The following is a 25,657-nucleotide window of genomic DNA, read 5'->3' on the forward strand; positions in this document are numbered from 1 at the left end:
TACTATAGTGTAATCATAAGCAATAAAGATGCCATTAAAGTGCTACATATAAGTATCTTGATGAATACGTACAAACAACTTAGTACCGATTTTACTGTAATCTACTTTGTATTCACGCCCATCTAAGGCTTGAATGAACAATAGCTGTTTTTCTTCACCAAACACATCTGGGCTTCCAACATACACTATTTCTAAATAACGATCTTTTGCATCACGTCGATTTTTTGGCAACTCTTCTTTAAAAGGCTCTAGGCCATTTTGTGTTACTTTAATTCGCGGATGAATTTCAGAGTTAACAATCACTAAATCGTGTTTTTTATCTTTATGTATTATGGTATTTCGCCCACTTTTTAAAAAGGATCTGTCTTGACTCATTACTATTCCTACTACCGCACTAGAGTATTTACGTTATTTACTCTGCGTCGCTATAAACTGACTGGGGTTTTGCTTCCACTTATTTAAGTTAGCACTAAACGCCCAAATATCTCTATCTAATACACTGGCAGGTAACAATAAATCATAACCTGTTAACAGCTGAAGGTGCTTTGTTCTATTTGCAAACATAGCTATAAGCCCATTATAGCTTATTCCCCTTTGAGAGATATACTGTGTATCTTCTATTAACCATTCTGATGGGCAATGACCATTTTTGCAATGTTTTTGAACAGCTTGCATAAATAAATGTCGTTGTTCTATTAGCAGTTTCCCTGCAATTCTAGGTGATAAACTTGCTAAAAACTCATCAATATCATTTACTTTGATACCCACAGTATTTAACTCAATGTATTCAACCCCGTCCTCAACCTTAGGTATACCACTATACCTAAAATTACTTTGAAAAAGGTGCCATGCTCCATACTTATGCTGATATATAAGTTTAGATTCACTTAATATTAAACTATAGAAGGGTTCTTGGGTTTTTAAAAACCCAATAAAAATAGCACCGATACAAGCACTCACTAAAAAAACTTCAACAATACTTATTTTATCTGGACGTAATAAATTAAAACCCATAATAAGCACCAACCCAATGGCACCCACTATTAATATTTCGATGCCATTACGTGCGCCTTGTGCCCTGTATTTCACATGATTTCTATCGTTTTTATCCATGCTGATAGAACACCATATAAAATATCAACATAATAATAGCCCATAAAATAACTTTGCGGGCAGTTATACAAGCCTTACAGGATGTTTTAAAATTCATATATTTACCACTTTATATGTAACAAAAGAGGGACACTGCATCAGGATCATTAACTTTTACGCTTAACGCACAAATTTATGAGACACATAACCGCCTTTCTCCGGTCTTATTTCGTACAATACTTACAATTAATTTTCAGGTATGAAAACGATGTACTCAAGACAATCAGGTAAAGCACTTTTTCCATTTATTATTACGTTACTTTTGATATTTAGCGTTTACTTATATTTACCGTCAAGCCATGGTGAACAAGCCGACTTATCTAAAATGTCTACTCAGGTATCTGCGCATACGGTGACATCACAAGAAAACGCGGTAATGATAGAAGCAATCGGTAGTGCACGTGCAAACCAAGCTATTTATATAAAAAGTGCGCAAAACGATTATGTCACAGATATATATTTTAAAGATGGCGACTTAGTCAGTAAAGGACAAAAATTAGTGCAACTACAAAGTAAGCAAGAACAACTTGCAGTTAAAGAGCTTGGCATTAATTTACAAGAAGAGAAACGTCAACTCAACCGCTTAACCGAACTCTCACGCTCTCAATCAACTGCAAAGTCATTGTTAGAAGAGCAGCTATCTCGCGTTGATGCAACAGAGGCGCAACTAGAAAGCGCTAAAACTAAGTTAAATGAAATGACTATTACAGCCCCTTTTTCTGGCCTGCTAGGTAAACGTGAAATATCAGTCGGTGCATACGTAAACAACGCTACAATAATCACCACACTTGATGATATTAGTATTATTAAAGTTGATTTTAAAGTGCCTGAAAAATATTTAGCACAATTAAACATGGGCATGAAAGTACTTACCCAAAACGATGCCTACCCAGGGCAGACATTTAACGGCAAGGTAACGCATATTAGCTCACGTATTGATTCGGTAACACGCAGTGTTGAAGTAACAGCAAGTTTTGCGAATAAATCAGGATTACTTCGCCCTGGTATGTTACTAAATACAGCACTTGAGCTAAGCAGCAACCAAGCTTTAATGGTGCCAGAAAAAGCGGTTATCCCTTTACAAGACAAACACTTTGTTTTTCAAATTCAAGACGGAGTAGCCAATAAAGTTGAAGTACATGTTGCAAGCAGAAATAATGGCTGGGTTGCTATCGACGAAGGTTTAACTGATGGTCAGCAAATTGTTACTGAAGGGCTAATAAAAATTCGCTCTGGAAGTAAAGTAAGCGTAAAGGGGTAATACGTGAAAATTACTGATACTAGCGTTAAACGCCCCGTTTTTGCCATTGTAATTAATTTACTACTTCTCACTTTTGGTCTGGTTGCATTTACTATGTTACCGCTTCGTGAATACCCTGATATTGAAACACCGATTGTAAATATCAGCACTGAATACACTGGTGCTTCTGCCGAAATTATAGAAACCAAAATAACGCAAATAATAGAAAACCGTATTTCGGGTATTGAAGGTATTAAAAGTATTAATTCATCAAGCCGTAATGGGCGTTCAAACATTACCATTGAGTTTGATATTAACCGCGATATAGATGCAGCATCTAACGATGTACGTGAACGTGTTGCACGTGCACTTGATAGCTTGCCCGATCAGGTACGCCCACCAGAAGTGTCTAAATCAAATAGTGATGAAAGCCCAATCGCCTGGTTTGTATTAAACAGCGAAACAATGGACTCGTTACAGCTCTCTGATTACGCGCAGCGTTTCATTGTTGACCGTTTAGCCGTTGTAGATGGTGTATCTAACGTGCGTATTGGTGGTGAGCGCCAATACGCTATGAAAATTTGGCTAAACCGCCAAGCAATGGCTGCACGCGGTATTACCTCAAGCGATATTGAAAATACACTGCGTACAGAAAACGTTGAATTACCCGCCGGCGAAATAGAATCAATAGATCGCGACTTTACCGTGCGTACCGCACGTAGTTATAAAGATCAGCGCGATTTTAAAAACCTTGTTATTAAACGTGGTGATGAAGGTTATTTAGTGCGTTTAGGTGAAGTTGCCGACGTACAATTAGAAGCTGCCGATGACGAAAGCTTATTTCGTGGTAACGGGCGTAATATGATTGGCCTGGGTATTGTAAAACAAGCTAAAGCAAACACACTTACCGTAGTAGATAACGCACGTAGTGAGCTTGAAAAAATCAAACGAAACTTGCCTGAAGGCACTACAATTCAAGACAGCTACGATTCATCAGTATTTATTAAAGAATCAATTAGTGAAGTTTACAGCACACTTGCCATCTCTATGGGTTTAGTCGTACTCGTTATATTTTTGTTTTTAGGCAATATACGAGCAACGCTTATTCCAGCTGTTACCGTACCGGTTGCACTTGTTGGTAGCTTTATGTTTTTATTAGCAATGGGCTACTCAATCAACTTACTCACTTTGCTTGCCTTAGTACTGGCCATTGGTTTAGTAGTAGATGATGCCATTGTAATGCTTGAAAACATTCACCGTCGTATTGAACTGGGTGAGCCGCCGTTACTAGCTGCATTTAGAGGCGCGCGCGAAGTAGGTTTTGCCATAGTAGCAACCACGCTTGTACTAATATCTGTTTTTGTGCCATTGGTGTTTATGGATGGCCGTATAGGAGCGTTATTTACTGAGTTTGCTATGGCGGTAAGTGCTGCCGTATTTTTCTCAAGTGTTACAGCGCTGACACTCGCTCCAGCCTTGTGTTCTAAAGTACTTAAAGTATCAGACAAACCAAATAAATTTAGCCAATGGATGGACCGCCAGTTTACTAAAATTGAAGTAAGTTACCGTAATTCACTCTCCACTAACATAACCCGTAAATGGGGTTTAATGGTGAGCCTATTATTAGCTGGCTTTGTTAGTTACTCGTTGTTTTTACAAGTTCCTTCTGAACTAACGCCAAAAGAAGACCGTGGCACGTTCTTTATTATGATGAGCGGTCCTGAGGGCGCAAGTTATGAAAATAATGCCGCTAATATGGCTAAAATTGAAGAACGCTTAATGCCTTTCTCGCAAGCGGGTGAGCTAAGTCGCGTACTTGTTCGAGTGCCTGGCTGGGGGGGCAGCGGCGGTGTTGCAATTGTTGGCATGGCCGATTGGGATAAGCGCAAACGCTCAACATGGGAAGTAATGGACGAAATAAGCGGTAAAATGCAAGAAGTTACCGATGTTCGTGCATTTGCCATTATGCGCCGTGGTATTGGCGGTGGTGGTTCATCTCGCCCTATTGAGTTTGTATTGCAAGGTAATGATTACGCTCAGCTTGCCGATTGGCGTGACCGTATAATTAAGCGTGCCGAGCAAAACCCAGGTTTAGTAAGAATCGATCATGATTATAAAGAAACCTTTCCGCAATTTTTAGTCAGCATAGATAAAAACAAGGCCGCTGATTTAGGCGTTTCTGTATCTGATGTAGGCCGTACACTTGAAACAATGCTTGGCCAGCGCCGTGTTACAACCTTTATTGACCGTGGTGAAGAATACGATGTAATTTTAAAAGGGACTAAAGAAGACTTTACTAACCCTACTGACATTTCAAATATATACCTTAAATCACGAAGCGGTGAACTAGTCCCACTTGATAGCCTTATCAGCTTAAAAGAAGAAGCAACCGCATCGCGCTTAAACCGATATAACCGTATGCGCGCAATTACATTAAGCGCCAACTTATCCGACGGTTATACGCTTGAGCAAGCGCTTAACTTTTTAAACGAAGTAGCCGCGCAAGAAAACGATATAGATGGCGCCGTAGATTACAAAGGCGAGTCGCAGCTTTATTACGAAGGCGCATCAGCGATGACCTACGTATTTATACTTGCACTCACCGTTACCTTTTTAGTACTGGCAGCGCAGTTTGAAAGCTTTATGCATCCGTTCGTCATTATGCTTACCGTACCACTTGGTTTAATGGGCGCTATGTTCGGACTTTGGGCTACAGGACTTACTTTAAATATTTACAGCCAAATAGGTATTGTCATGCTCATAGGGCTAAGTGCTAAAAACGGTATTTTGATTGTAGAATTTACTAACCAACTGCGCGATAAAGGCGTTGAATTTAGTGAAGCTATTTTGCAAGCAGCAACTCAGCGTTTGCGCCCTATTATTATGACCTCGCTGACTACGGTTATGAGTTCGGTACCTTTAGTACTTGCTTCAGGTCCGGGCGCTGAAAGCCGTATGGTGATAGGTGTAGTCGTGTTTACTGGGGTTATTGTATCGACCCTACTAACTCTTTTTGTTGTACCTGCTGCATATTATGCACTTGCACGTAACACTCAATCACCTGAGTTTTTACAGCAAAAATTAGACAAACAAGCTGCTGAAAAACCTTTCGAAGAGATCTAGCCTCTTAATTGCGCCGTAACCTTGTTGTTGCGGCGCATACAATTTATGCTCGCCTTTAAACCCCATATACATTTTAGGAATACTTATGAGCTCAACAACGCAAGTAGCAACATTTGGTGGCGGCTGTTTTTGGTGTATAGATGCTGCATTTAGACGTGTAAATGGCGTACTAACCGTAAGCTCTGGCTACACCGGCGGTGAAACAAATAACCCAACATATGATTCTGTATGCTCAGGCACAACCGGTCACGCTGAGGTTGTTAAAATTGAATTTGACGCGACTGTAGTTAGCTTTGAAACACTCTTAGCAATGTTTTTCACACTGCATGATGCAACACAATTGAATCGCCAAGGTAACGATATAGGCACACAATATAGAAGTGTGGTTTACTATCACGATGAAGCTCAACTTAAGCAAACCAACGAAGTGATAGCTCAACTGCAATGCCATGTCGCTGAGCCAATTGTGACAGAAGTCAGCCCTGCCACTACGTATTACCCAGCAGAGCATTATCACCAAGATTACTATAACGAAAATCCACAGCAGGGTTACTGTAGTATTTTAATAGCACCTAAGTTACACAAGTTTGAAACCGTATTTAAAGAGCTCTTAGCTGACTAGCTAATTTTAGTTGTTAAACTTAGCTACACATTAAAAAGCCCGACATAAGTCGGGCTTTTTAATATTAATAAATACCGTTAAAACTGGTAGCTTGCGCCTGCAAAAAAGCGACGCTCTGGCGTGTTGTAGTAATACACTTCACCCGTTGTAAAATCAGCGTTTGAATCAACAGCGTTATACTCTTTATCAAATAAGTTTTCTACACGAAGCGAAACTTCAATATGTTCATTTACTTGATAATTACCCGCTAAGTTCCAAAGTGTATAAGAGCCTAAGCGAGTCACAACACCTTGTCGGTCGCTACGGTATTGCATGTCTAAGCTTGCATCAAAAGCACCAAACTGTTTTGCAAGTTCCCAGTTAAAAGTACGTTTAGCAACATTACGCAACTCTGCGCCCGTTTCTTCGTCTTCAGCGCTTAAGTAAGCAAAGTTGAGGTTGCTATCAAAACCAAAAAACTGCTGAGATAAGCTAAATTCAACCCCTTCGTAGCGTGCTTCATCGATATTAGCCAATGCAAAGTTTGCATCGTAATCAATCTTATCTTCTATATCGTTTCTAAATATTGCAATATCAACTTGCGCAATATCAAAGTCCACACTCAAACCTAACTCACGGTTTACTGATTTTTCAGGTTGTAAATCAGGGTTACCATAAAGTGGATAATACAAATCGTTAAATGTAGGAGCTTTAAAGCCAGTACTTTGGCTTATACGAAATGTTGCATCTTCAGATAAATGATAACCTGCAGCGGCTGTATACGTTGTTTCGTCGCCAAATTGCTCATCATCATCTTGGCGAACAGTTAAATTAGCCAATACTTTATCTGCATCGTAGTAAGCACCTACAAACACAGCAAGTACATCGCGGCTGTCTTCAACAAATAGTTGCGAACTATGCGACACATCATCGTTGTACCAATTAATACCACCACTAATGTTAAGTTCATTAGATAACAGGTACTGCCCGTTATAATCAATTTGTGTGCGTTTAGTTATAAATGTACTTGTTGTTGGCCCAACTGAAAAATCAACATAAGTGTTATCTGAATCATCTGTTGAAAGCGCTAAATCAAGACTATGCGTTTGGTTAGTGTAGTTTTTGCTCCAACCTGCAGAAAGTTGATAGTTTTTAAAATCATCTCGTTCAATCGTACTGTCTGCTGGGCTAAAGCTACTATCGTAATCTGCATAACCTTCACTGTATTGGCCTAATAACTTAAAGTCGCCGTAATGTGCATCGGTGTAGTTTATTTTAAAACCAAGGTTTTTATTTTCATAGCCATCTTCATCAGGTGCTACGCTTTGCAGTACATCAAAGTTATCTGTTTTTTCAAAGCCTGCGTTAAATGCTGTTGTTATATCATCTGATTTTACAGAGCCTGCAACTTGATAATTTTGATAAGAGTCAGAACCAAATGTAGCGCTTAGGGATAAGTTATCTGACTCACGCGTAATAATATTAATAACACCAGCGAGTGCATCAGAACCATAAACAGCCGCGCGAGAGCCTTTAATAATTTCTATGCGTTCAATGCTATTTAGAGGGACATTATTTAATGCTTTTTGACCTAGTGTTGCTGAGCCTGTACGTACACCGTCAATTAAAATCAACGTATCGCCAGAGCCCGTACCACGAAGTGACACACCTGTATTTTGACCAAAACCACCGTTTGGATTAACCTGAAAGCCCACTCGCGTGCTTAAAAGTGTAGGTAAATCGCGTACGTTACTTGCTTCTATTTCAGCACGTTCAATAACATTTACACTCGCTAAAACGTCGTTAATTGATTGCTCAAACTTATTAGCTGTAACGGTTATTTTTTCAATTGATTGCTCTGCACCAGACACAGAAAATGAAAGCGCAGCAGAAATTGCAACGCCTAGAGTTGTTTTGTTTAACATGATGTCCCCTACCTTTGCCCACCGCAAAGATTTAAGTAAGTAAGATTGCATCAAGGCCGGTCTCCGGACTCAGTAAGCATATAAAACATGCAATACTTTACCGTTGCGGGGGCAGTGTTGGGCTTGTAGTCATCATGAAAACTCACCAACTTCCCGATTATCCTGCTAAAAAAATCATTACATGAAGTGGCTAGCAAGCACCTTGAAAATATGCCGCTATTGTGGGTATTTTGTTTATAAATGTCAATGGACGTCTATACAGCTAAAGATAGATTCATCTATGATAAATACGAAAAATAACCTCACAAAAAAAGCCAAACATTGCTGCTTAGCTTTTTTTAATACATTTTACACACTCGTTAGCTAGGTTCTAGCTGGTGTACTTTAGTCGCGAAAGTTTTTAAACTGAAAAGGCTGACCTAGCTCAGCGCTACGCACTACTTGCATAGCCTCTTGAAGATCGTCACGCTTTTTACCAGTAACGCGTACTTCTTCGCCTTGAATAGCGGCTTGAACTTTAACTTTAGAGTCTTTAATGGCCTTAACTACTTTTTTAGCCATGTCTTTTTCGATACCTTGCTTTAAGCCAACGTTACGAAATACATTTTTACCTGCACGAGTAATATCTTGAAGCTCTAAGCTTGATACATCCATACCACGCTTAGAGATTTTGTTTGCCAAAATATCAAACAATTGCATAACTTGAGAATCAGCTTCAGCTTTTAATTTAATTGTTTTGTCATTTAATTCAATAGATGCATCAACACCTCTAAAATCAAAACGGGTCTCTAGCTCACGGTTGGCGTTATCAACCGCATTTTTAGCTTCGTTCATTTCTACTTCAGATACAATATCAAATGAAGGCATAGGTTTCTCCTAACTATTTAATCTTAATTTTATGTGGTAATTATAACGCTAAAATTATAATTCTTTACATTTTTCTGCATCTTGTTCAGGTGCGATACTAAATTAGTTTGATATACTGCGGTCTCTTTTTTAAGCGATTTTAGGATTTGTCGTGACAAGGCGTGTTTACCAAGCAATTTTTTTAATTAGCATTGTGGCTTTTACCCTTTTATTTGCTAAAGAAATAAAAGGTGGCGTTGTAAATTTATTCCCTCATGTTGATAAAGTCGCTCATTTTGGGATTTTTTTTATACTAGCCATAATAATGGATAAAGCGTTTAAACTTCCTTTATATGCGCAAATACTTTTATTGGCAGGCTATGGCGCATCTATAGAAATAATGCAAGACGCACTCCCGTATAGGCAGGCATCACTCGGTGATTTTTTTGCTGATTTTGCAGGTGCTGCAAGCTACTTTTTACTTAGAGTAATTTTTACATCTCGAAAAAAGAACCCATATGGCTAATATTTTAATCGTTGGCGATGGTGCTATTGGCTTATTACTTAGCCACTTTTTAAGCGCATCGCATAATGTCAGTGTTTTAACTCGTAAAAGCCCAACAAATACCCGCTTTTATAGTCGAGGTAAAGGGACCTCTAAAAAAATTGACGCTCAATTTATTTCATTAAATCAGCTAAATAAAGCTGCTGAATTTGATGTTGTTTTATTTACTGTTAAAGCTTTTCAAGTACTTGATGCGTTTTCACAAATAAAGCCATTTTTACCAATTCATTGCTCTATTGTACTTTCGCATAACGGAATGGGTAATGTTGATGAGGTAAATAGCCAACTAAACACCCATCAAGCACTCTACTTTTTAACGACAAGCATAGCGGGCTTTAAATCAAACCAATATATTGTGCAACACACTGGTGAAGGACAAAGCGTTATTGGTGGCTGTAATGAGCTAGTACTTCAAAATAGTGCGCCAATAGCTGATATTTTTAAAGTAATACCCAACCTAACATTTACTAATAACATTCAGCAGCTTCGTTTTGAAAAACTACTCGTAAATATTGCCATTAACCCATTAAGCGCTTTAAGTAATGTAAGAAATGGCGAATTACGTGCACCTAAGTACAATACAATAATTTTTAATGCACTCACTGAAGCATGTAATATTGCAAAGGCTCAAGGGCTTAATGTTCCATTAATTAAAGCACTTAATACCGCTTATAAAATAATGGAGTTAACCGCAAATAATTACTCCTCAATGCAGCAAGATCTAGCGTATAACAGAGAAACTGAAATCTCAGCTATATGCGGCTATATTAGCCAACAAGGTAAACTCCACAACATTAAAACACCTTACAACGATGAGTTGTTTGTCAAAATTCAGGCAAAAAAAAGCGTGGTATAAACCACGCTTACATAAACTTTTAACTTTACGGGCGATAAACTTTTACAGTTTCGAAGCCCTGTTCGTGCAGCATAAGTGCCTGTAGTTGGCTCATTACGCCTCTGTCACAATATAAATAGTAGTCGGTATCTTTTGGTAAATCACCAAACTTAGTCGCCAGACGGAAGAACGGTAAATGCACCACTTCAACACCGTCGATTTCTAGCGGTGCAGCTTCTTCTTCTTCTGGTGAGCGAATATCAACTACCACAGAGCCTACAGGTAAATCAGCAACCGATTCCGCTTCTTTAAGTTCTTGTTTGGCTTCAACGTCAATATCACGCACATCCATTATACGTGCGTTGTTTACAACGGTATCAAGTACATCAAAGTCGAACTTTTCTTCTTCACCAAGAATAACGTCTATTTTGGCTTTAACCGTTGGCTTTTTAGAAATAACACCACAGTATTCAGGCATTGTTTCTGCCATTTCAGCCGTACCAATTTGGCGAGCAATATTAATAATTTCTTGCTTATCGTGTTGAATGAGCGGACGTAAAATAAGCGTTTCAGTAACACGGTCAATCACGCTTAAATTCGCTAATGTTTGACTAGATACTTGGCCAATACTTTCACCAGTGACAAGTGCCTGAATGTTTAACTTGTCGGCAACTACACTCCCTGCGCGCATCATCATACGTTTAAGTACAACACCCATTTGGCTGTTTTCAACGTTTTCTAAAATTTCAGCAACAACAGGTTCAAAATCAACAGTTACAAATTTAACTTTATGTGTAGAGCTGTATTTTTTCCATAAGTAGTAACTTGCTTGCTTAACACCAATTTCGTGCGCTGCGCCACCTAGATTAAAGAATAAAAAGTGTGTACGTGCACCTTTACGAATCATTTGATAACTTGCTACGCCAGAGTCAAAACCACCTGACATAAGAGAAAGCACGTCTTCTTGCGTTGGTAGTGGAAAACCAGCCATACCAAAATGCGTTTGCGAAACAATGTAAGCTTTGTCGTCTTTTACTTCTAAACGTATTGTTACTTCTGGACGGCTAAGTTTAACGCTTGCGCCTTCAATATGTTGATTCAATCCACCACCAACATAACGCTCTAAATCAGTTGAGGTAAAGTCATGTTGACCTATACGCTTAGCACGAACACAAAAGGTTTTACCTATAATTGTATGCCCAACTAACGCTATTGTTTTTTGGTAAATATCATCAAGAGTTTCGAATTGTGTTTCGGTTACTTCAATAAATTGAACGATGCCAGGTATGCGTTTAAGGCTATCGATAAAATCTAAACGAACTTGCGCATCTTCAAGCTTTGTAACAACTGAAATATTATCCCAGTTATTTCTAACTTGTACTTTTTCGTCAACACGGCGCAATACAATTTTAATGTTATTTTCTAACACTTTAGTAAAGCGTTTACGGACTGAACGGCTTTTAATGGCTATTTCAGGATGTAGTTTGACGATAAATTTAAGCATAGTTCACTCTTAGACTGCGGGAATTCGCGCTCCCAGGCATTTGGCGCGCGATTATAGCAAAAAATTCAGCGTCTAGGAAACAGCCAATGATTAGCAATTAGGCAACAGTTTGCGCGTGTTGTGCTAATTCGGTGTATTTTTTGCGTAGCAGGTTCATTTTATCGATACTTTTATCAGTACTATACGCTCTAAACAATGTGAGTACTTTTAAAATACCGTGATATATATCTTGCTCAGCAAGGGTACCGCTTGGCCTACGCGCTTTAATATAAGGCGTCCAAAAGCTAACCGTTAACTTAAGCGTATGTGCTAAATCAATGACATCTTGCTCATCAATTGCAATCATTTCACTGTCGCGAAGCCCCAGTATAATTTTTCGCACTTGTTCTAATAATTCGAGTTGGAAATCAATGTAAGCTTGCTTCAAATCAGCGTCTCTGGCGAGTATATCGCCGAGGTTGTCGTAAAAAAAATGATAGCGCCACATCAATTCAAACAACGAATCTAAATAAGCTGTTAAGTGGTTAAATGCATCGTCATTTTTGTTGATAGGTTTAAATTGCGTACTTAAATGATCGCGATATAACGCAAATATATGACGAATAATGTCTTCTTTATTTTTAAAATGGTAGTAAAGATTACCGGGGCTCATTCCTAAATGCGACGCTATATGATTGGTTGATATTGCACGCTCACCTTGCTCGTTAAATAACGAAATACTGGTGTGTATTATTTTATCCTTGGTATTCATACGCTAATACTCTAATTATCTTATGCACTACATTACACTAAAAATAGGCCACGCAGTATAAACAAATATTATCGATTAAAACACACTTACTCCTTAACCATCATTAGGAACTGAGTAAATAATCTATTTGGGCAAAGCTGATTTGTGCCCTAAACACTGTTAAACTAACGCTAAAATAATAAATAGTGAATATTATGAACGTTACTGCAATTTACCCAGGCACTTTTGATCCGCTTACCAATGGGCACACTGACTTGATTCATCGTGCTGCAAAAATGTTTGATACCGTATTAGTTGCTGTTGCCCACAACCCAAGTAAAAAACCCTGCTTTACCCTAGAAGAACGTGTTGAACTTGCTAATACCATTTTGAGTCATTTAGGTAATGTTAAAGTTATCGGATTTTCAGGCTTGCTGGCTGACCTTGCGCGCGATCATAATGCTAATGTGCTTATTCGTGGTATTAGGGCTGTATCTGATTTCGATTATGAATTTCAGCTCGCAAATATGAACCGTCGCCTAAACCCCGATTTAGAAAGTGTATTTTTAACGCCCGCAGAGCGAAATTCATTTATTTCATCAACACTCGTTAAAGAAGTAGCACGTCACAATGGTGATGTAAGCGAGTTTGTGGACCCTGTAATTGTCAAAGCGCTAAAAACTAAATTGGGCTGTGGTGCCCAATAGTAATTTACTGCGTTAGCGCATAACTCGTATGCGCTAATTTAGCTTTGATATAGATGATGTCTTTAATTTTTTAATTAACCAAACCAGCTTCAGTAAGTCTTTATTGATAATTAATATTAGTGCCATCGTAATATCAATAACAGGCATAAAGAAACCATACAGCATCCACAGCCACCAAAAGTCCCAATTGCCATAAAGAGTATTATCAATATACATGCCCATAAACAGTGAGGTATTGATACAAAGCCCTACAATAAGATAATAAAATCCGTACGGTATTTTACGTCCTAAAAAAATACGCCACATAAGAATAGCGGCAATTGTTAGTACATCAAATATAAACAACTTTAAATGTGGAGCTGCAGTAGTTATGTCCATAAATAAACTAGATGTGTACGAAACCATCATAATAAAGCAAAGATGAACTCGGCTTTTATCTTGCTTATTAATAGCAATTGATAGAGTGAACAAAAAAGCAAAAACAAAAAGCCATGTAATAAGTATTCCAAAATATTCATTAATTGAATTTAATTGCCAAAATAGACCCTCCATTCTATTCAACCTTTTTATGAATGCTTTTTGTACTGCCAAATAAATAACGTTTTAATGCAACCAAACCTAAAAAGTCTTTATTAATTAGGAGAGCTAAAAGCATTGTTAAATCAGAAATTATTTGCCCGATTACATACAAGGCCCAAAACCACCAGTAGTCTAAATTTCCTAAAACAATACTGTCGTAGTGCATTCCAAAAAAAACAAATGCGTTAAAGCTAAGTCCAACTAAAAGATAATAAAAGGCTATAGGGAGGCTTTTACTAAAATAGCTCCGCCATATAATCAGAAAAAATATAGTTACGATATCAAATATGAAAAGGGTCAAATGAGGTGTGTTGCTAAAGGGATCCATAAAAATACTTGAGGTGTAAGATACCACCATAATGAATGCAAGCTGTGTGCAGCTTTTGTCATACTTGTTAATGCTAATAGACAAATTATATAAAAAAGCAATAACAAAAGACCATGTAATAAAAATAATTATATAGTCGTATAAACCAGCCAGCCTCCATAGAAAGTCAGGCATGGCGTGACCTGTTAAATTTTTCAGTTAAAAATTTAGTAAACTTAACTAAACCTAAAAAATCTTTGTTAAAAAAGAGAATAGTTACCATTGTGAGATCGACTAAATTGATAACTATTAAATAAAAATTCCAAAGCCACCAATAATCAACATTATCTAGTACATAAATATCATAGTGCATAAAAAGGTGCAGGGTTGAATTTATAGTCAAACCAGTTAGAAGATATATATAGGCAACATCCCTTTTTAGAAATCGCCTTAGAAGTGTAAGAGCTATAATAGTTAAAATATCAAAACATAAAAAATCAAGATAAGTTACCGTATTCATATTTGTAAATATACTAAATGAATATGAAACACTCATAACCAAAGACAAATACACTTTTTCTTTATTAGGCTTATTAATCGAATGAGCAAGGGAATACAAAAAGGCCATAAGGAATCCCCATTGTACAAATGCACCTATGTACAAAGAAACTGTTGGGCTAATTAAAAGTTCATTCAATATTTTTCAACTTTTTAAAGTTCAATGCAGCACCCCTTTTAAAAATGGTATTTTTATTGAATACTAGTGAAAGAATCATTAAAACATCGAACATATTTCCGCCAATAGAATAAACACTCCAATACCACCAAGGCTCATAGTTATATAAAACGTATAGGTCATAATATATTACGAGGGTGAGTACAGCATTTATTGTTAACGAAATTATGATTAAGTGAAAAGCTACAGAACGTTGGAGTACTTTGAAGCACTGTAAAGTTAACAAAGCTAAAATTGTAATGAAATCGTAGAGTGCCCAGCTTAAATATAAATTTTCTAATAAATCTATGTAGCCACTAAAAATATATGAGCAGAGCATAAGCGCAGATAAATAAACAGGAGACTTACTTTCCTTATTTATATTAATAGCTAAACAGCATAAGAAAGCCATTAAAAAGACCCCTTTGGGAGAAAGCTCCTACATAATCCGTTAAGGCTTCAGTAACGTACATATTAAACTAGGTTAATTTGTGGGTATCGTTTGATTTGAAGTAACTGAGGGTTTTGTTCTTTAACTTATGAAGACCTAGGAAGTCTCTATCAACAATTAATGCGACTATCATAATTAAGTCCATTAAATTAACTGCGTATGTATAAACATCCCAAAAAAACCATCGTTCCATATTTCCGAATATATACATATCTAAATACATACAAAAAAAGAAAATCGAATTTATAGACAATCCAACAATTAAATACAAAAAAGAAGGTGTTGTTTTTTCGGTTATTTTATATATGCATATTAACGCTAAAATAGTAGAAATATCATACAAAGCCCAATCCAAGTATATTGAGTTTTTAATAGAAAGCCATGTATAGAAGTAGTCAGATAAGGTATAAGATATCATCATAATAAATGAACTGAGCAGAAGAGTTGTACCTCTTTTTAAATCTAATGAGTATACAAACACATTAAAAAAGAAAGTCATCAGAAATCCCCACATCGTAAAAGCAGACAGTGAGAACAACCCAAAAAGCTCAGTTAGAATCATTTAAAACCTTAAATTATTACTTTGGTCTGACAGGCATTACACTGCCCCCGCCACGTTGTAAGCTATCACTACTTGCTGCAGCAATAGCCTCTTGAGAAATGCTTACTGTATCAGATTGCAGGGTTTTAGGGCTAGCAGTTTGTTCCATTGCAGGCTTTAATTGTTGTGTTTTATTATATGCTTGCATTTGTACTTGGTTATTCGCTGAAATTTGCATGTTATTAATCCTTATAAAATTATAGTTTGCGCGACTTTTATCACGCTATTATATAGGTAAACATGTTACCTGTTTTAATCTAGGTAGCCATTTTTGCCACCCACCTATAATAAAGCAACCTGTATGCCAACTTTATTTGACACTTTAAAAAATGCAACAGATCAAACCAGTTTGTTTTAGATATAAAAAAACGCACAGGGATAACCGTACGTTTTTTGTATCCAGGGAGTTTAAGCCACGTATTTACACGGGATCTCCACACTTTTACTTGGCTTTAAAATAAATTCCATAGCAACTTCATCGCAATTTTCTTTACGAAGACAAAGCTCACAATCTTTCATTACTTTTTCTGGCAAACTGTCTTTAGTGCAAAAGGTAAAGCGCTGCTTTTCGAAAAAGTCAGGCACACGCGTTAGTACAATCACTCTATTCAGCGCCAGTTTTTTAGCTTTAATTAATAAATGCTCAACGAGTTGCCGCCCCTGCCCAGTAACAACGCTTTGAGGATCAATACCTAAAGAGCGAATTTCAGCAAGACCTGTATCATATATATACAGCGAGGCACAGCCCGATACCTTACCGTTAATTTCAGTGACCGCAAATTCATTTATAGAATGCACCATGTCACTTTTAGCTCTAGGTAGATTTTCGCCAACTGTAGCCCAATGCTGAATGAGCTTAGCTATAGATTCAACGTCATCTAGATTTGCATCACGAACCGTTATTTGCTGTTTTTTTTGGCTTCTTTAATTGCACCAGTTACTTGCTCAATCGATGTGCCGCCAAGAGCTTGGCGCGCTTTTATACACGCATCAATTTCTAATACCGGGTATACATCGTCTTCAAAAACATCATTAACTGATTTGTATTGCTCAAGCGAAAGCTCTTCTAGCGTTTTATTTTCGCTAATAGCAAGCTGAACAAGGACGCCTACAATGTGGTGCCCCTCTCTAAAAGGTACGCCTCTTGCGACGAGATAATCAGCAAGCTCTGTTGCATTAGCATGACCGCCTTTAGCAGCAGCAAGTGTACGATCTCCTCTTACCTTAACGCCCTTAATACAAGCTTGTGCCATATGAATACACGCAAGCCATGTTGGCATAGCGTCAAATATACCTTCTTTATCTTCTTGCATGTCTTTGTTGTAAGCAAGAGGGAGTGCTTTTAAGGTCATCATCATCGCACTAAACGCGCCAAATACACGACCCGTTTTACCACGGATAAGTTCTAATGCATCAGGGTTCTTTTTCTGTGGCATAAGCGATGAGCCCGATGTCACGTTATCTGCAAGCTCTATAAAACCAGCTTCACCCGAGTTATAAAATATTAAATCTTCTGACATACGCGATAAGTGAATCATCGAAATCGATGCACAGCTTAATAACTCTACAACAAAATCGCGATCAGAGACGCCATCAAGACTATTTTTAGTCGCACCAGTAAAACCCAAACCTTGCGCAAGTGCTTGACGATCAATTGGGTAAGCAGTACCGGCTAATGCACCACTTCCTAGTGGGCAAAAATTCATGCGCGCTTTCGCGTCTTGCAAGCGACTTTCATCACGCTCTAGCATTTCTACGTAAGCCATACACCAGTGGCTAAATAATACTGGCTGTGCTCGCTGTAAATGAGTATAACCGGGCAATATAGTACCAAGTTCACGCTCAGCTAAAGATACAAACTCGCCTTTAAGTTGCTCAATTGCTTTTAAAATATGCTCAGCGGTATCACGGCACCATAATCTAAAGTCTGTTGCGACTTGATCATTACGGCTTCGGCCTGTATGTAATTTTTTAGCTAAATCACCTACTTTTTCGATTAATGCAGCTTCAACATGCGAGTGAATATCCTCTGCGCCCGATGTAGCTACAGCGAGTGGATCAGCTTTTACTTCTTCAAGTAACTCATACAATGCTGCAACGAGTTCTTTGTGCTCATCACTCGATAACACATTAACTTGCTCAAGTGCACCAGCCCATGCCACAGAGCCGATAATATCTTGCTCTGCTAACTGATAATCGAAGGGAAGAGAGTCGTTAAATTGCTTAAACGCCTCATCTGGACCCGTAGAAAAACGTCCGCCCCATAATGCCATGAAATATCTCCAAACCCTGTATTGCCCCTTTTACAGGGGCGTAATAATTTACTTTTTAGCGAGTGCTGAAATTCTGCTTGAAAGCGAGAATAAACGAATAAAGCCTTCAGCGTGTGATTGGTCATACACATCATCTTCACCAAATGTGGCAAATGCTTCGCTATATAAACTATTTGGCGACTGCTTTTGAACCGCAGTTACTTGACCTTTATATAATTTAAGTACGACTTCACCTGTTGCCACTTTAGAAAGCGCTTCTGCACCAGCTAAAATAGAATCTTTAAGTGGTGTAAACCAGCGGCCGTCATATACTAAATGCGAAAATTCACCACCCAGCACTTCTTTCCATTTACGGCTTGATTTATCAAGTACTAGCTCGTCAATGGCTTGAAGTGCTGCCATGATAACTGTACCACCGGGCGTTTCGTAGCAACCGCGTGACTTCATGCCTACTAAACGGTTTTCTACAATATCAACACGACCAACACCATGAGGTGATGCAATATCGTTTAATTTAACTAAACAGTCATATGGTTTAAGTTCTTCGCCATTTACAGCAACCACTTCGCCTTCAACAACTTTTAAAGTTACGAGTTCTGATTTATCTGGTGCTTGCTCTGGAGAATTAGTCCATGTCCATACTTGCTCAGTTGGTTGACACCATGGGTCTTCAAGCTCGCCACCTTCGTGTGAAATATGCCATGCGTTAGCATCACGGCTGTAAATTTTTGTCGCTGATGCTGAGCACGGAATGTCACGCTCCGCCAAGTAATCAAGTAATGACTCACGGCTCGATAAGTCCCACTCACGCCATGGCGCAATTACTTTTAAATCAGGTGCGAGTGCTGCAAAGCATGATTCAAAACGAACTTGGTCATTACCTTTACCAGTACAACCATGAGAAAGTGCATCGGCACCTACTTTACGCGCTATTTCAACTTGCGCTTTAGCTATAATTGGGCGCGCCATAGAGGTACCTAATAAATAAGTGCCTTCATAAATTGAGCCCGTTTTAAGTGTTGGGTAAATGTAATCACTTACCATTTCATCTTTTAAGTCAACTACATAACATTCAGATGCACCAGAGGCAATTGCTTTAGCTTCTACGCCTTCAAGTTCTTCTGCCCCTTGACCTACATCTGCTACAAACGCAACAACTTCACAGCCGTAGTTTTCTTTTAACCATGGCACAATAGCCGATGTATCAAGACCACCTGAATAGGCTAAAACGACTTTTTTAATTGAACTCATAGGTGTTCCTTAACAAAATTTGGATTTAATAATGTAACTAGCAGAGCATTTTGCGCATGCATACGATTCTCTGCTTGTTGAATAATTTTAGATGCTGGACCATCCATTACCTCTGAGGTAATTTCAAATTCACGGTGCGCCGGTTGGCAGTGTAATACCGTCGTAGCACCAGTTTGATCTAGCAATGCCTGATTTAGCTGATATGGCATATACTTGGCTTTAACTTGCTCAATTGGTGTTGTATTACCCATTGATACCCAAGTATCTGCGTAAACAACATTTGCGCCAACAGCAGCTTCAACGCGATCACTCACCATAACTGATGCACCGTTCATTGCTGCAATCTGCTCTGCTTTTTTAAGTATTTGTGAATCTGGTGAGCACCCTTTTGGTGTTACAGCTACAAAATCTGTACCTAGTGTAGCTGCTAACAACATCAATGAATGAGTTACGTTATTACCTTCACCTAAGTAAGCTACTTTAAGCTCACTTACATCTCCATGTACTTCTTGAAGCGTTAAAAAATCAGCGAGTGCTTGGCACGGGTGGTACAAATCACACAAACTATTAACCACCGGTACCGATGAATATTCACCTAATGTAGTTAGCGTACTGTGTTGATTAACACGCGCTACAATCCCGTCAGCCCATGTTGAAATATTAAGAGCGAAATCTTTAATTGATTCGCGTGCACCCATAGCACCATTTTGCTGATCTAAATAAACCGCGTGACCACCAAGACGATTAATACCTATATCAAACGACAAACGCGTACGTAAACTTTGTTTTTCAAATAACGTTACAACCGATTTACCAGCTAATACTTGGCTGTATTTCTCTGGTTTTACTTTAATGTCTTGCGCTAACTTTAATAAATTAAGTGCGCCTTCTTGGTCTAATTCTAAACCGGTTAAAAAATTCTTAAACATAATAAACCTATGGTGTAATTTTAGTTCCGACATGCTTGCCTTCAAGCAAGTCAGTTAAATTTTCTGGCTTTTGCCAGCTGGAAATATACACACCGCGTCGTAAATGTTGGGCAGCGTGAAGGCTGGTCTTAACTTTGACCTCCATCCCGCCCACAATTACTCCTTCATCTATTAAAGTATCAATGTGTTTTGTGTCAAGCTGATGTAAGGGATGCTTATTTGCGTCAAGCACCGCTTCTACATCAGTCATAAAAATAAGTTCTGCGTTTAAATTACTAGCAATAGCCGCTGCAGCTTCATCAGCATTTACGTTATACCAAAGGCCTTGCTCATCAAAACCGATAGAGCTAACGATCGGTAGCCTGCCAATTTTAAGTAAATCGTTAATAATAGAATCATCGTTGCTTGTGCATTTACCTACTAAACAAAGTGCTTTTAACTTTTGAGTAGCAGTAACACCCGCTTCATACAAACTTAACCCAACCGGTTTATGCCCTGCACTAATAGCCTGAGTCATTAATTGTTTATTGGCACAACCTGCTAGTGCACCTACGATGTAAGGCATTTGCTCTGCAGGGCTGATACGCAAACCTTGGTGCTTAGCACTGGCAAAACCAGCTTCTTTTAGCCAAGTATCAACAAGTGCACCGCCACCGTGTACAATTACAAACTGAGCATTTTGTTGCTCATTAAGTACATCAAACAATGCTTTAGCCGCGTTTTCTGTATTAAGTACAGCACCACCTAGTTTAATAACCCACGTTTTTTTACTCATTTAAAACGCTCCTTTTAAGCCCGTGGTATGCTCTAAATTCATTGATAGATTAATACACTGTAAAGCTTGCCCTGCAGCGCCTTTTAATAAATTATCTATTGCTGCAATAACAATTAATTGCGATCCTTGTTGCTGCCAACCAATATCAACATAAGGTTGCTTAGCTACACCTTTTATTGATGGGATTTTATCGCCTAATAAACGAATAAGTGGCTCATCGGCAAGTACCTGATACGCTTGTGTTACTTGCTCACTTGTTACCTCAGGCTTTAACTGCACATAAATAGTTTCTAAAATACCACGAGGAAAATTGCCTAAGTGCGGCGTAAATAAGACTTGGTGACCAAGATGTTGCTCAATTTCAGGACCGTGGCGATGATTAAATAAACCATAGGGAGTAAGCGAAACCTCGCAAAAATGCGTGCCAACACTTGCTTTACGTCCAGCACCGGTAACTCCCGATACCGCATTAATAATAATACTCTGTTCGCTTAATAAACCGGCTTGTTGCAAAGGCTTTAATGCATTTAGTGCGGCCGTTGGGTAGCATCCAGCAACAGCGACTAACTGTGCATTGGCAATAGCTTCACCATTCCACTCAGCTAAACCATAAGCAGCTTTATTTAATAGCTCAGGATGTTGGTGCTCAAAACCATAATATGTAACGTAATCATCATTGCTTGCAAGGCGATAGCCACCAGATAAATCAAATACCTTTTTACCCATTGCTAAAAAACGCGGTGCTAAATCAACACTCACTTTATGGTCTGTACATAAGCACACATAGTCAGCACTAGTTTGAATGTCATCAAAAGCTGATTCACCAAGAGGGAGTAATGGTAAGTCGAGCAAGCCTAGATGTTCAGGATATAAATCACTTAGCAATTTATTTTTATCTAAGCTACCTTCTGATACATAACAACCCGCTAAAGTTAAGTTTGGGTGTTTAGCAACTAAACTTGCTAACTCTGCGCCGCTGTAACCGCTTGCGCCAATAATCACTACATTCATTTGTTACTCGTTATCTTAAAATTAGTTGTTACTTGTCTATCTTGTTCGCTTAAACTAGCCTTGGCGCTAATTTAGCCTTTTATTAATGAATTTTGATTATCGTCGCATTGTTTTCATAACGTTACTTTAATATATTTATGCTTAAAAAGTGAATTGATATTCATCATAAATACTTTTATATTGTTATGCAATTAAATTGAATACTTATTTTGGATTTTTTTATGCCTTTGCCATCGTTTATTTCTATGTATCAACAATTGATTGCAGCTCCGTCTATCAGTGCAATTGAAGATAGTCAGTGTATGAGTAATAAAAGCGTAATTGAACTACTTGCGAGGTGGTGCGAAACACTTGGCTTTACATGTGAAATCATTGAATTAGAAGGAGGTAAAGGTCGCTATAATTTATTAGCTAAACGTGGCAAAGGAGATGGTGGATTAATGCTCGCGGGCCACACCGATACCGTCCCGTTTGATGATAGTCGCTGGAATCATAATCCGTTTAAACTTACCGAACTCGACAATAAATTATATGGGCTCGGTAGCATTGATATGAAAGGTTTTTTTGCGTTTGTATTACAAGCAATTAGTGAACTTGATGAAAAGCAGCAAACCCAGCCTATCTTAATACTCGCCACTGCCGACGAAGAAACCACAATGGCAGGTGCACAGCAAATATGTAAGCACCCAAATTTAAAACCTGCGCGATGTATAATTGGTGAACCTACTGATATGACACCGGTATTTACACATAAAGGACATATGAGTACAGCGATTAGAGTAATTGGACGCTCAGGTCATAGCTCTGATCCCGAACGTGGTCTCAACGCCATAGAAATCATGCATAAAGTGACTTCAAAATTATTGATCTTAAAAGAGCAGTTAAAGCATAAATATTCATTAAGCCACTTTGAAATACCTTACCCAACATTAAATTTTGGTAATATTCATGGCGGCGACAACGCTAACCGAATTTGTGCTTGCTGCGAAATGCATATAGATATGCGCCCATTACCAGGTTTGAGTGTAAAAGAGTTACAAGCATTAGTACTTGATGCAACGAAAGAGATAAATCAACAATACCCCAATGCGGTCAGCGTAATTGATTTACACGAGCCAATACCGGCCTTTACTGGCAACACCAACAGTGCTTTAGTGATATTAGCTGAAAAAATAGCAGGGCAAAAAGCAATAGCTGTTAATTACTGTACTGAAGCACCTTTTATTCAGCAATTAGGGTGTGAAACAATCGTTATGGGGCCGGGCTCAATAAATCAAGCCCATCAGCCTGATGAGTTTTTAGCAATGGAAAAAATAAAACCGTCACAAAAAATTATCAGTAACATTATTAAAGCCAGTTGTTTTAATATCAATTAACTTAATTAAGTGCCCTATTTTGAGGTAAAAAAATCTTATCGATGACAACAGAAAATAATTATTTAGAACAACTAAATACAAAATTTTTTGCCTAGTTCTAGCGTAATTTCCTTAACGTTAAATAGACCCTATATTTAAGCAGATTGGTATTACTCCAGTGTTCATACAGTTGTAAATAAGAAGTTAGCGTTAGGTTTAATCCCTCAAATTGATTAAGTAACCAAGTAAAAAAAAAAAAGACGCAATTAAGCGTCTTCTTGTTTTAAATTACACCTTATTAGCTACATATACTTACTGAGGTACTTTTTAAATACAGGATCTGTTTTAGCTAGTTCTTTTTGCTCGGCTAAAATATCTTTTAAAATAGCGCCTGATGTAAGTGGGTTTGCAAGAACCACTCTAAATACAACAGTAGGTTGATTATCGTATTTAGATGGCGTTAGGCGTGTACGTGATACAAACGAGCGACCAGACTCCCGCTGACGCTTTTGCATACTCGCAGTAAAACGATTAAGTGATGCAAAAATGTCTAAACGTGTTGTTGCATCAGCATCTTTTATTGCCTGCTTAATCTGTTTAGGTACATAACGATACGTTAGTAAACACAGCTCAGGCTCTGAAATAAGTTCGAAATCTTCATCTGCTTTAATTAAACCAGCAAAATAATGTGCTTTTTTATACTACGATCGATTAACATCTCGTAGCCTTTACGACCAATAACACGTAAGCAAGCATGTACTAACATCGCCATACCTGGGCGACTACCTTCAAGCGTGTGGCTACCTAAGTCTTTTGAACCTTTACGTAATATATACTCAGCATGGTGCTCTATTGCATCAGTTGCAGCAGGATCTTTAAATAAAACTAAACCAGCGCCCATGGGTACATACATTTGTTTGTGTGCATCAATGGTAATTGAATCTGCTCGCTCAATTCCTTTTAATAAAGGACGATGCGTGTTTGATAAAAGCGTCGCTCCTCCCCATGCAGCATCTACATGAAAATGGCAGTTAATATCTTGTGCCAAATCGGCCATTTCGTCCAGTGGGTCAATATTCCCGGTTTCGGTTGTACCCGCCACCCCAATAATGGCCATTACTTTAATGCCTTGCGCTTCAAGCTCACGTGCTTTTTCGCGCATCGCTATTACATCGACTTTATTATTTTCGCAAGTTTTAATACCAATTAGGTTATCGCGACCAATACCGAGTAAATCAACCGATTTACCTAATGAATAATGTCCACGTTCTGATATTAATACCGCTAAACCTTTATAGCCATAATGCAGCATACCGGCAATTAAGCCTTGTGCGCCTATACCTCTAAAATCGCCATCCGGTTTTAATAAACGGTTTCGCGCAATCCAAAGCGCAGTAATATTAGCAACCGTACCACCAGAGCAAAATGCACCTAATGAGGTTTTAGCACTGTGCATCCATTTAGAATAAAATGAGTCTTCTTGCCCATAAGCTAGATGATGCATCATCCCAAGTACTTGACGTTCAAGAGGCGTAAACGCTTTAGATGTTTCTATTTTTACTAGATTTTGATTTAGCCCTACCATCAGTTTTGACAGTGGTAATAAAAAATGCGGCAAAGCAGAGGTCATGTGACCAATAAAGCTAGGCGCAGCTGTATGCACCGAATGCGCAACAAGTTGCTCCATAATGTCTTGGGCATAAGCAGATACAAACGTTGGATCTTCTGGGATCACTGCCGATTGAAAGTCTTTTTCTATTTCATGTAATGGTTTTTCAATTGCCGCAATATTTTCGTTTAAGAAACCTGCTAAATTACTCGAAATTTCAAGCTCGATTTTGCTTAAAGTTGAGTCTGGCGCTTCAGGTACAGTAAATATACGCTTAAGGCTTTCTTTAGAGGCGACGGCACAACGCTTTTGATCCATCTCAATACCTAGTGTGTGTAGCTAAAACACGTGTTTGTCTATGAAACACGCCAAACTAAGACGTTATTTTAAGTAACAGTGTTTTTAATTAATTGCGCTAACTTTACTGCAATATAACTAAAATGTCTCGCTTAAAGCCATAAAAGCAGACAAAGACATGACAAAAAAGTGATAATTTAATTAATATTTAAGCCTTGCCAATAAATAAGAATTAATTATTGGGCATTTATATATTTTGCGTATAATAAAAAAATA

The 25,657-nt window shown here is 38.2% G+C and carries 22 protein-coding genes, 2 pseudogenes and 1 riboswitch; of the genes and pseudogenes, 7 read left to right on the forward strand and 17 right to left on the reverse strand.

Going from position 1 to position 25,657, the window contains the following annotated elements; translation table 11 throughout:
• Positions 1-42: 42 nt before the first annotated feature.
• Both P20495_RS14470 and P20495_RS14465 read right to left on the reverse strand, forming a co-directional pair.
• Positions 43-375: a hypothetical protein gene (locus tag P20495_RS14470; RefSeq protein ID WP_007377553.1), complete on the reverse strand. Its 333-nt coding sequence runs from the start codon at positions 373-375 to the stop codon at positions 43-45.
• A gap of 33 nt (positions 376-408) precedes the next feature.
• On the reverse strand, positions 409-1,113 hold the full coding sequence (locus tag P20495_RS14465) for a DUF2982 domain-containing protein (protein WP_007377554.1): 705 nt from the start codon (positions 1,111-1,113) through the stop codon (positions 409-411).
• A gap of 247 nt (positions 1,114-1,360) precedes the next feature.
• Here P20495_RS14465 and P20495_RS14460 point away from each other — a divergent pair, with 247 nt between their 5' ends.
• The 3 genes from P20495_RS14460 (at position 1,361) to msrA (ending at position 6,137) form a co-directional block, all read left to right on the forward strand.
• On the forward strand, positions 1,361-2,413 hold the full coding sequence (locus P20495_RS14460; protein WP_008134844.1) for an efflux RND transporter periplasmic adaptor subunit: 1,053 nt from the start codon (positions 1,361-1,363) through the stop codon (positions 2,411-2,413).
• A 3-nt stretch (positions 2,414-2,416) separates the two neighbouring features.
• Positions 2,417-5,515, forward strand: coding sequence for an efflux RND transporter permease subunit (locus tag P20495_RS14455; protein ID WP_008134846.1), 3,099 nt, complete (start codon positions 2,417-2,419; stop codon positions 5,513-5,515).
• Between the two features lie 85 nt (positions 5,516-5,600).
• Positions 5,601-6,137, forward strand: a complete 537-nt coding sequence (gene msrA / locus P20495_RS14450) for a peptide-methionine (S)-S-oxide reductase MsrA (RefSeq protein ID WP_008134848.1) — start codon at positions 5,601-5,603, stop codon at positions 6,135-6,137.
• 77 nt (positions 6,138-6,214) lie between these two features.
• Here the strand turns inward: msrA and P20495_RS14445 are convergent, their stop codons facing one another.
• Both P20495_RS14445 and P20495_RS14440 read right to left on the reverse strand, forming a co-directional pair.
• Complete coding sequence (locus P20495_RS14445) at positions 6,215-8,041, reverse strand: TonB-dependent receptor domain-containing protein (protein WP_008134850.1); 1,827 nt, start codon at positions 8,039-8,041, stop codon at positions 6,215-6,217.
• 36 nt (positions 8,042-8,077) lie between these two features.
• A riboswitch (cobalamin riboswitch) is annotated at positions 8,078-8,261 on the reverse strand.
• A gap of 164 nt (positions 8,262-8,425) precedes the next feature.
• The gene (locus tag P20495_RS14440; protein WP_007377833.1) at positions 8,426-8,908 is read right to left on the reverse strand and encodes a YajQ family cyclic di-GMP-binding protein; all 483 of its coding nucleotides are present in this window, start codon (positions 8,906-8,908) and stop codon (positions 8,426-8,428) included.
• Positions 8,909-9,059: 151 nt separating this feature from the next.
• Between P20495_RS14440 and P20495_RS14435 the strand changes: the two genes are divergently transcribed.
• Complete coding sequence (locus P20495_RS14435) at positions 9,060-9,413, forward strand: VanZ family protein (RefSeq protein ID WP_007377834.1); 354 nt, start codon at positions 9,060-9,062, stop codon at positions 9,411-9,413.
• Complete coding sequence (locus P20495_RS14430; protein ID WP_008134853.1) at positions 9,406-10,308, forward strand: ketopantoate reductase family protein; 903 nt, start codon at positions 9,406-9,408, stop codon at positions 10,306-10,308. Before P20495_RS14435 ends, P20495_RS14430 begins: the two co-directional genes overlap by 8 nt.
• 25 nt (positions 10,309-10,333) lie before the next feature.
• Here the strand turns inward: P20495_RS14430 and thiI are convergent, their stop codons facing one another.
• Together thiI and P20495_RS14420 are read right to left on the reverse strand one after the other, a co-directional pair.
• The gene (thiI, locus tag P20495_RS14425) at positions 10,334-11,791 is read right to left on the reverse strand and encodes a tRNA uracil 4-sulfurtransferase ThiI (RefSeq protein ID WP_008134855.1); all 1,458 of its coding nucleotides are present in this window, start codon (positions 11,789-11,791) and stop codon (positions 10,334-10,336) included.
• Positions 11,792-11,888: 97 nt separating this feature from the next.
• Complete coding sequence (locus P20495_RS14420; protein ID WP_008134856.1) at positions 11,889-12,542, reverse strand: TetR/AcrR family transcriptional regulator; 654 nt, start codon at positions 12,540-12,542, stop codon at positions 11,889-11,891.
• A 194-nt stretch (positions 12,543-12,736) separates the two neighbouring features.
• On the opposite strand from P20495_RS14420, the gene coaD reads away from it, so the two are divergent.
• Positions 12,737-13,228: a pantetheine-phosphate adenylyltransferase gene (gene coaD / locus P20495_RS14415; protein ID WP_007377838.1), complete on the forward strand. Its 492-nt coding sequence runs from the start codon at positions 12,737-12,739 to the stop codon at positions 13,226-13,228.
• A gap of 33 nt (positions 13,229-13,261) precedes the next feature.
• Here the strand turns inward: coaD and P20495_RS14410 are convergent, their stop codons facing one another.
• The 10 genes and pseudogenes from P20495_RS14410 to argC all read right to left on the reverse strand — a co-directional run bounded on the left by P20495_RS14410 (position 13,262) and on the right by argC (position 22,120).
• Positions 13,262-13,780 carry a hypothetical protein gene (locus P20495_RS14410; RefSeq protein ID WP_008134859.1) on the reverse strand — a complete coding sequence of 173 codons (519 nt, stop codon included), beginning with the start codon at positions 13,778-13,780 and terminating at the stop codon, positions 13,262-13,264.
• Position 13,781: 1 nt separating this feature from the next.
• A complete protein-coding gene (locus P20495_RS14405) occupies positions 13,782-14,309 on the reverse strand; it encodes a hypothetical protein (protein WP_008134861.1) in 528 nt (175 codons plus the stop codon).
• Complete coding sequence (locus P20495_RS20305) at positions 14,302-14,811, reverse strand: hypothetical protein (RefSeq protein ID WP_050484154.1); 510 nt, start codon at positions 14,809-14,811, stop codon at positions 14,302-14,304. The genes P20495_RS14405 and P20495_RS20305 overlap by 8 nt, the downstream gene beginning before the upstream one ends.
• A 497-nt stretch (positions 14,812-15,308) precedes the next feature.
• A complete protein-coding gene (locus P20495_RS22440; RefSeq protein ID WP_033015339.1) occupies positions 15,309-15,842 on the reverse strand; it encodes a hypothetical protein in 534 nt (177 codons plus the stop codon).
• Positions 15,843-15,858: 16 nt separating this feature from the next.
• Positions 15,859-16,059: a hypothetical protein gene (locus P20495_RS14400; protein WP_007377842.1), complete on the reverse strand. Its 201-nt coding sequence runs from the start codon at positions 16,057-16,059 to the stop codon at positions 15,859-15,861.
• Between the two features lie 230 nt (positions 16,060-16,289).
• Positions 16,290-18,154, reverse strand: a pseudogene (gene argH, locus P20495_RS14390) (argininosuccinate lyase).
• A gap of 48 nt (positions 18,155-18,202) precedes the next feature.
• Positions 18,203-19,405: an argininosuccinate synthase gene (locus tag P20495_RS14385; RefSeq protein WP_008134867.1), complete on the reverse strand. Its 1,203-nt coding sequence runs from the start codon at positions 19,403-19,405 to the stop codon at positions 18,203-18,205.
• Positions 19,402-20,334, reverse strand: a complete 933-nt coding sequence (locus P20495_RS14380) for an ornithine carbamoyltransferase (RefSeq protein WP_007377845.1) — start codon at positions 20,332-20,334, stop codon at positions 19,402-19,404. The genes P20495_RS14385 and P20495_RS14380 overlap by 4 nt, the downstream gene beginning before the upstream one ends.
• Before the next feature lie 7 nt (positions 20,335-20,341).
• Positions 20,342-21,109, reverse strand: a complete 768-nt coding sequence (gene argB, locus P20495_RS14375; protein WP_008134868.1) for an acetylglutamate kinase — start codon at positions 21,107-21,109, stop codon at positions 20,342-20,344.
• Entirely contained in the window at positions 21,110-22,120 is a 1,011-nt protein-coding gene (gene argC / locus P20495_RS14370; RefSeq protein WP_008134869.1) for an N-acetyl-gamma-glutamyl-phosphate reductase, read from the reverse strand.
• A 221-nt stretch (positions 22,121-22,341) separates the two neighbouring features.
• Here argC and argE point away from each other — a divergent pair, with 221 nt between their 5' ends.
• A complete protein-coding gene (gene argE, locus P20495_RS14365) occupies positions 22,342-23,496 on the forward strand; it encodes an acetylornithine deacetylase (protein WP_008134870.1) in 1,155 nt (384 codons plus the stop codon).
• A gap of 281 nt (positions 23,497-23,777) precedes the next feature.
• On the opposite strand, the pseudogene panP reads toward argE, so the two are convergent.
• Positions 23,778-25,402, reverse strand: a pseudogene (gene panP, locus P20495_RS20320) (pyridoxal-dependent aspartate 1-decarboxylase PanP).
• Positions 25,403-25,657: the final 255 nt, after the last annotated feature.

It is taken from the genome of Pseudoalteromonas sp. BSi20495, from assembly GCF_000241185.1.
Lineage (GTDB): Bacteria > Pseudomonadota > Gammaproteobacteria > Enterobacterales > Alteromonadaceae > Pseudoalteromonas > Pseudoalteromonas fuliginea.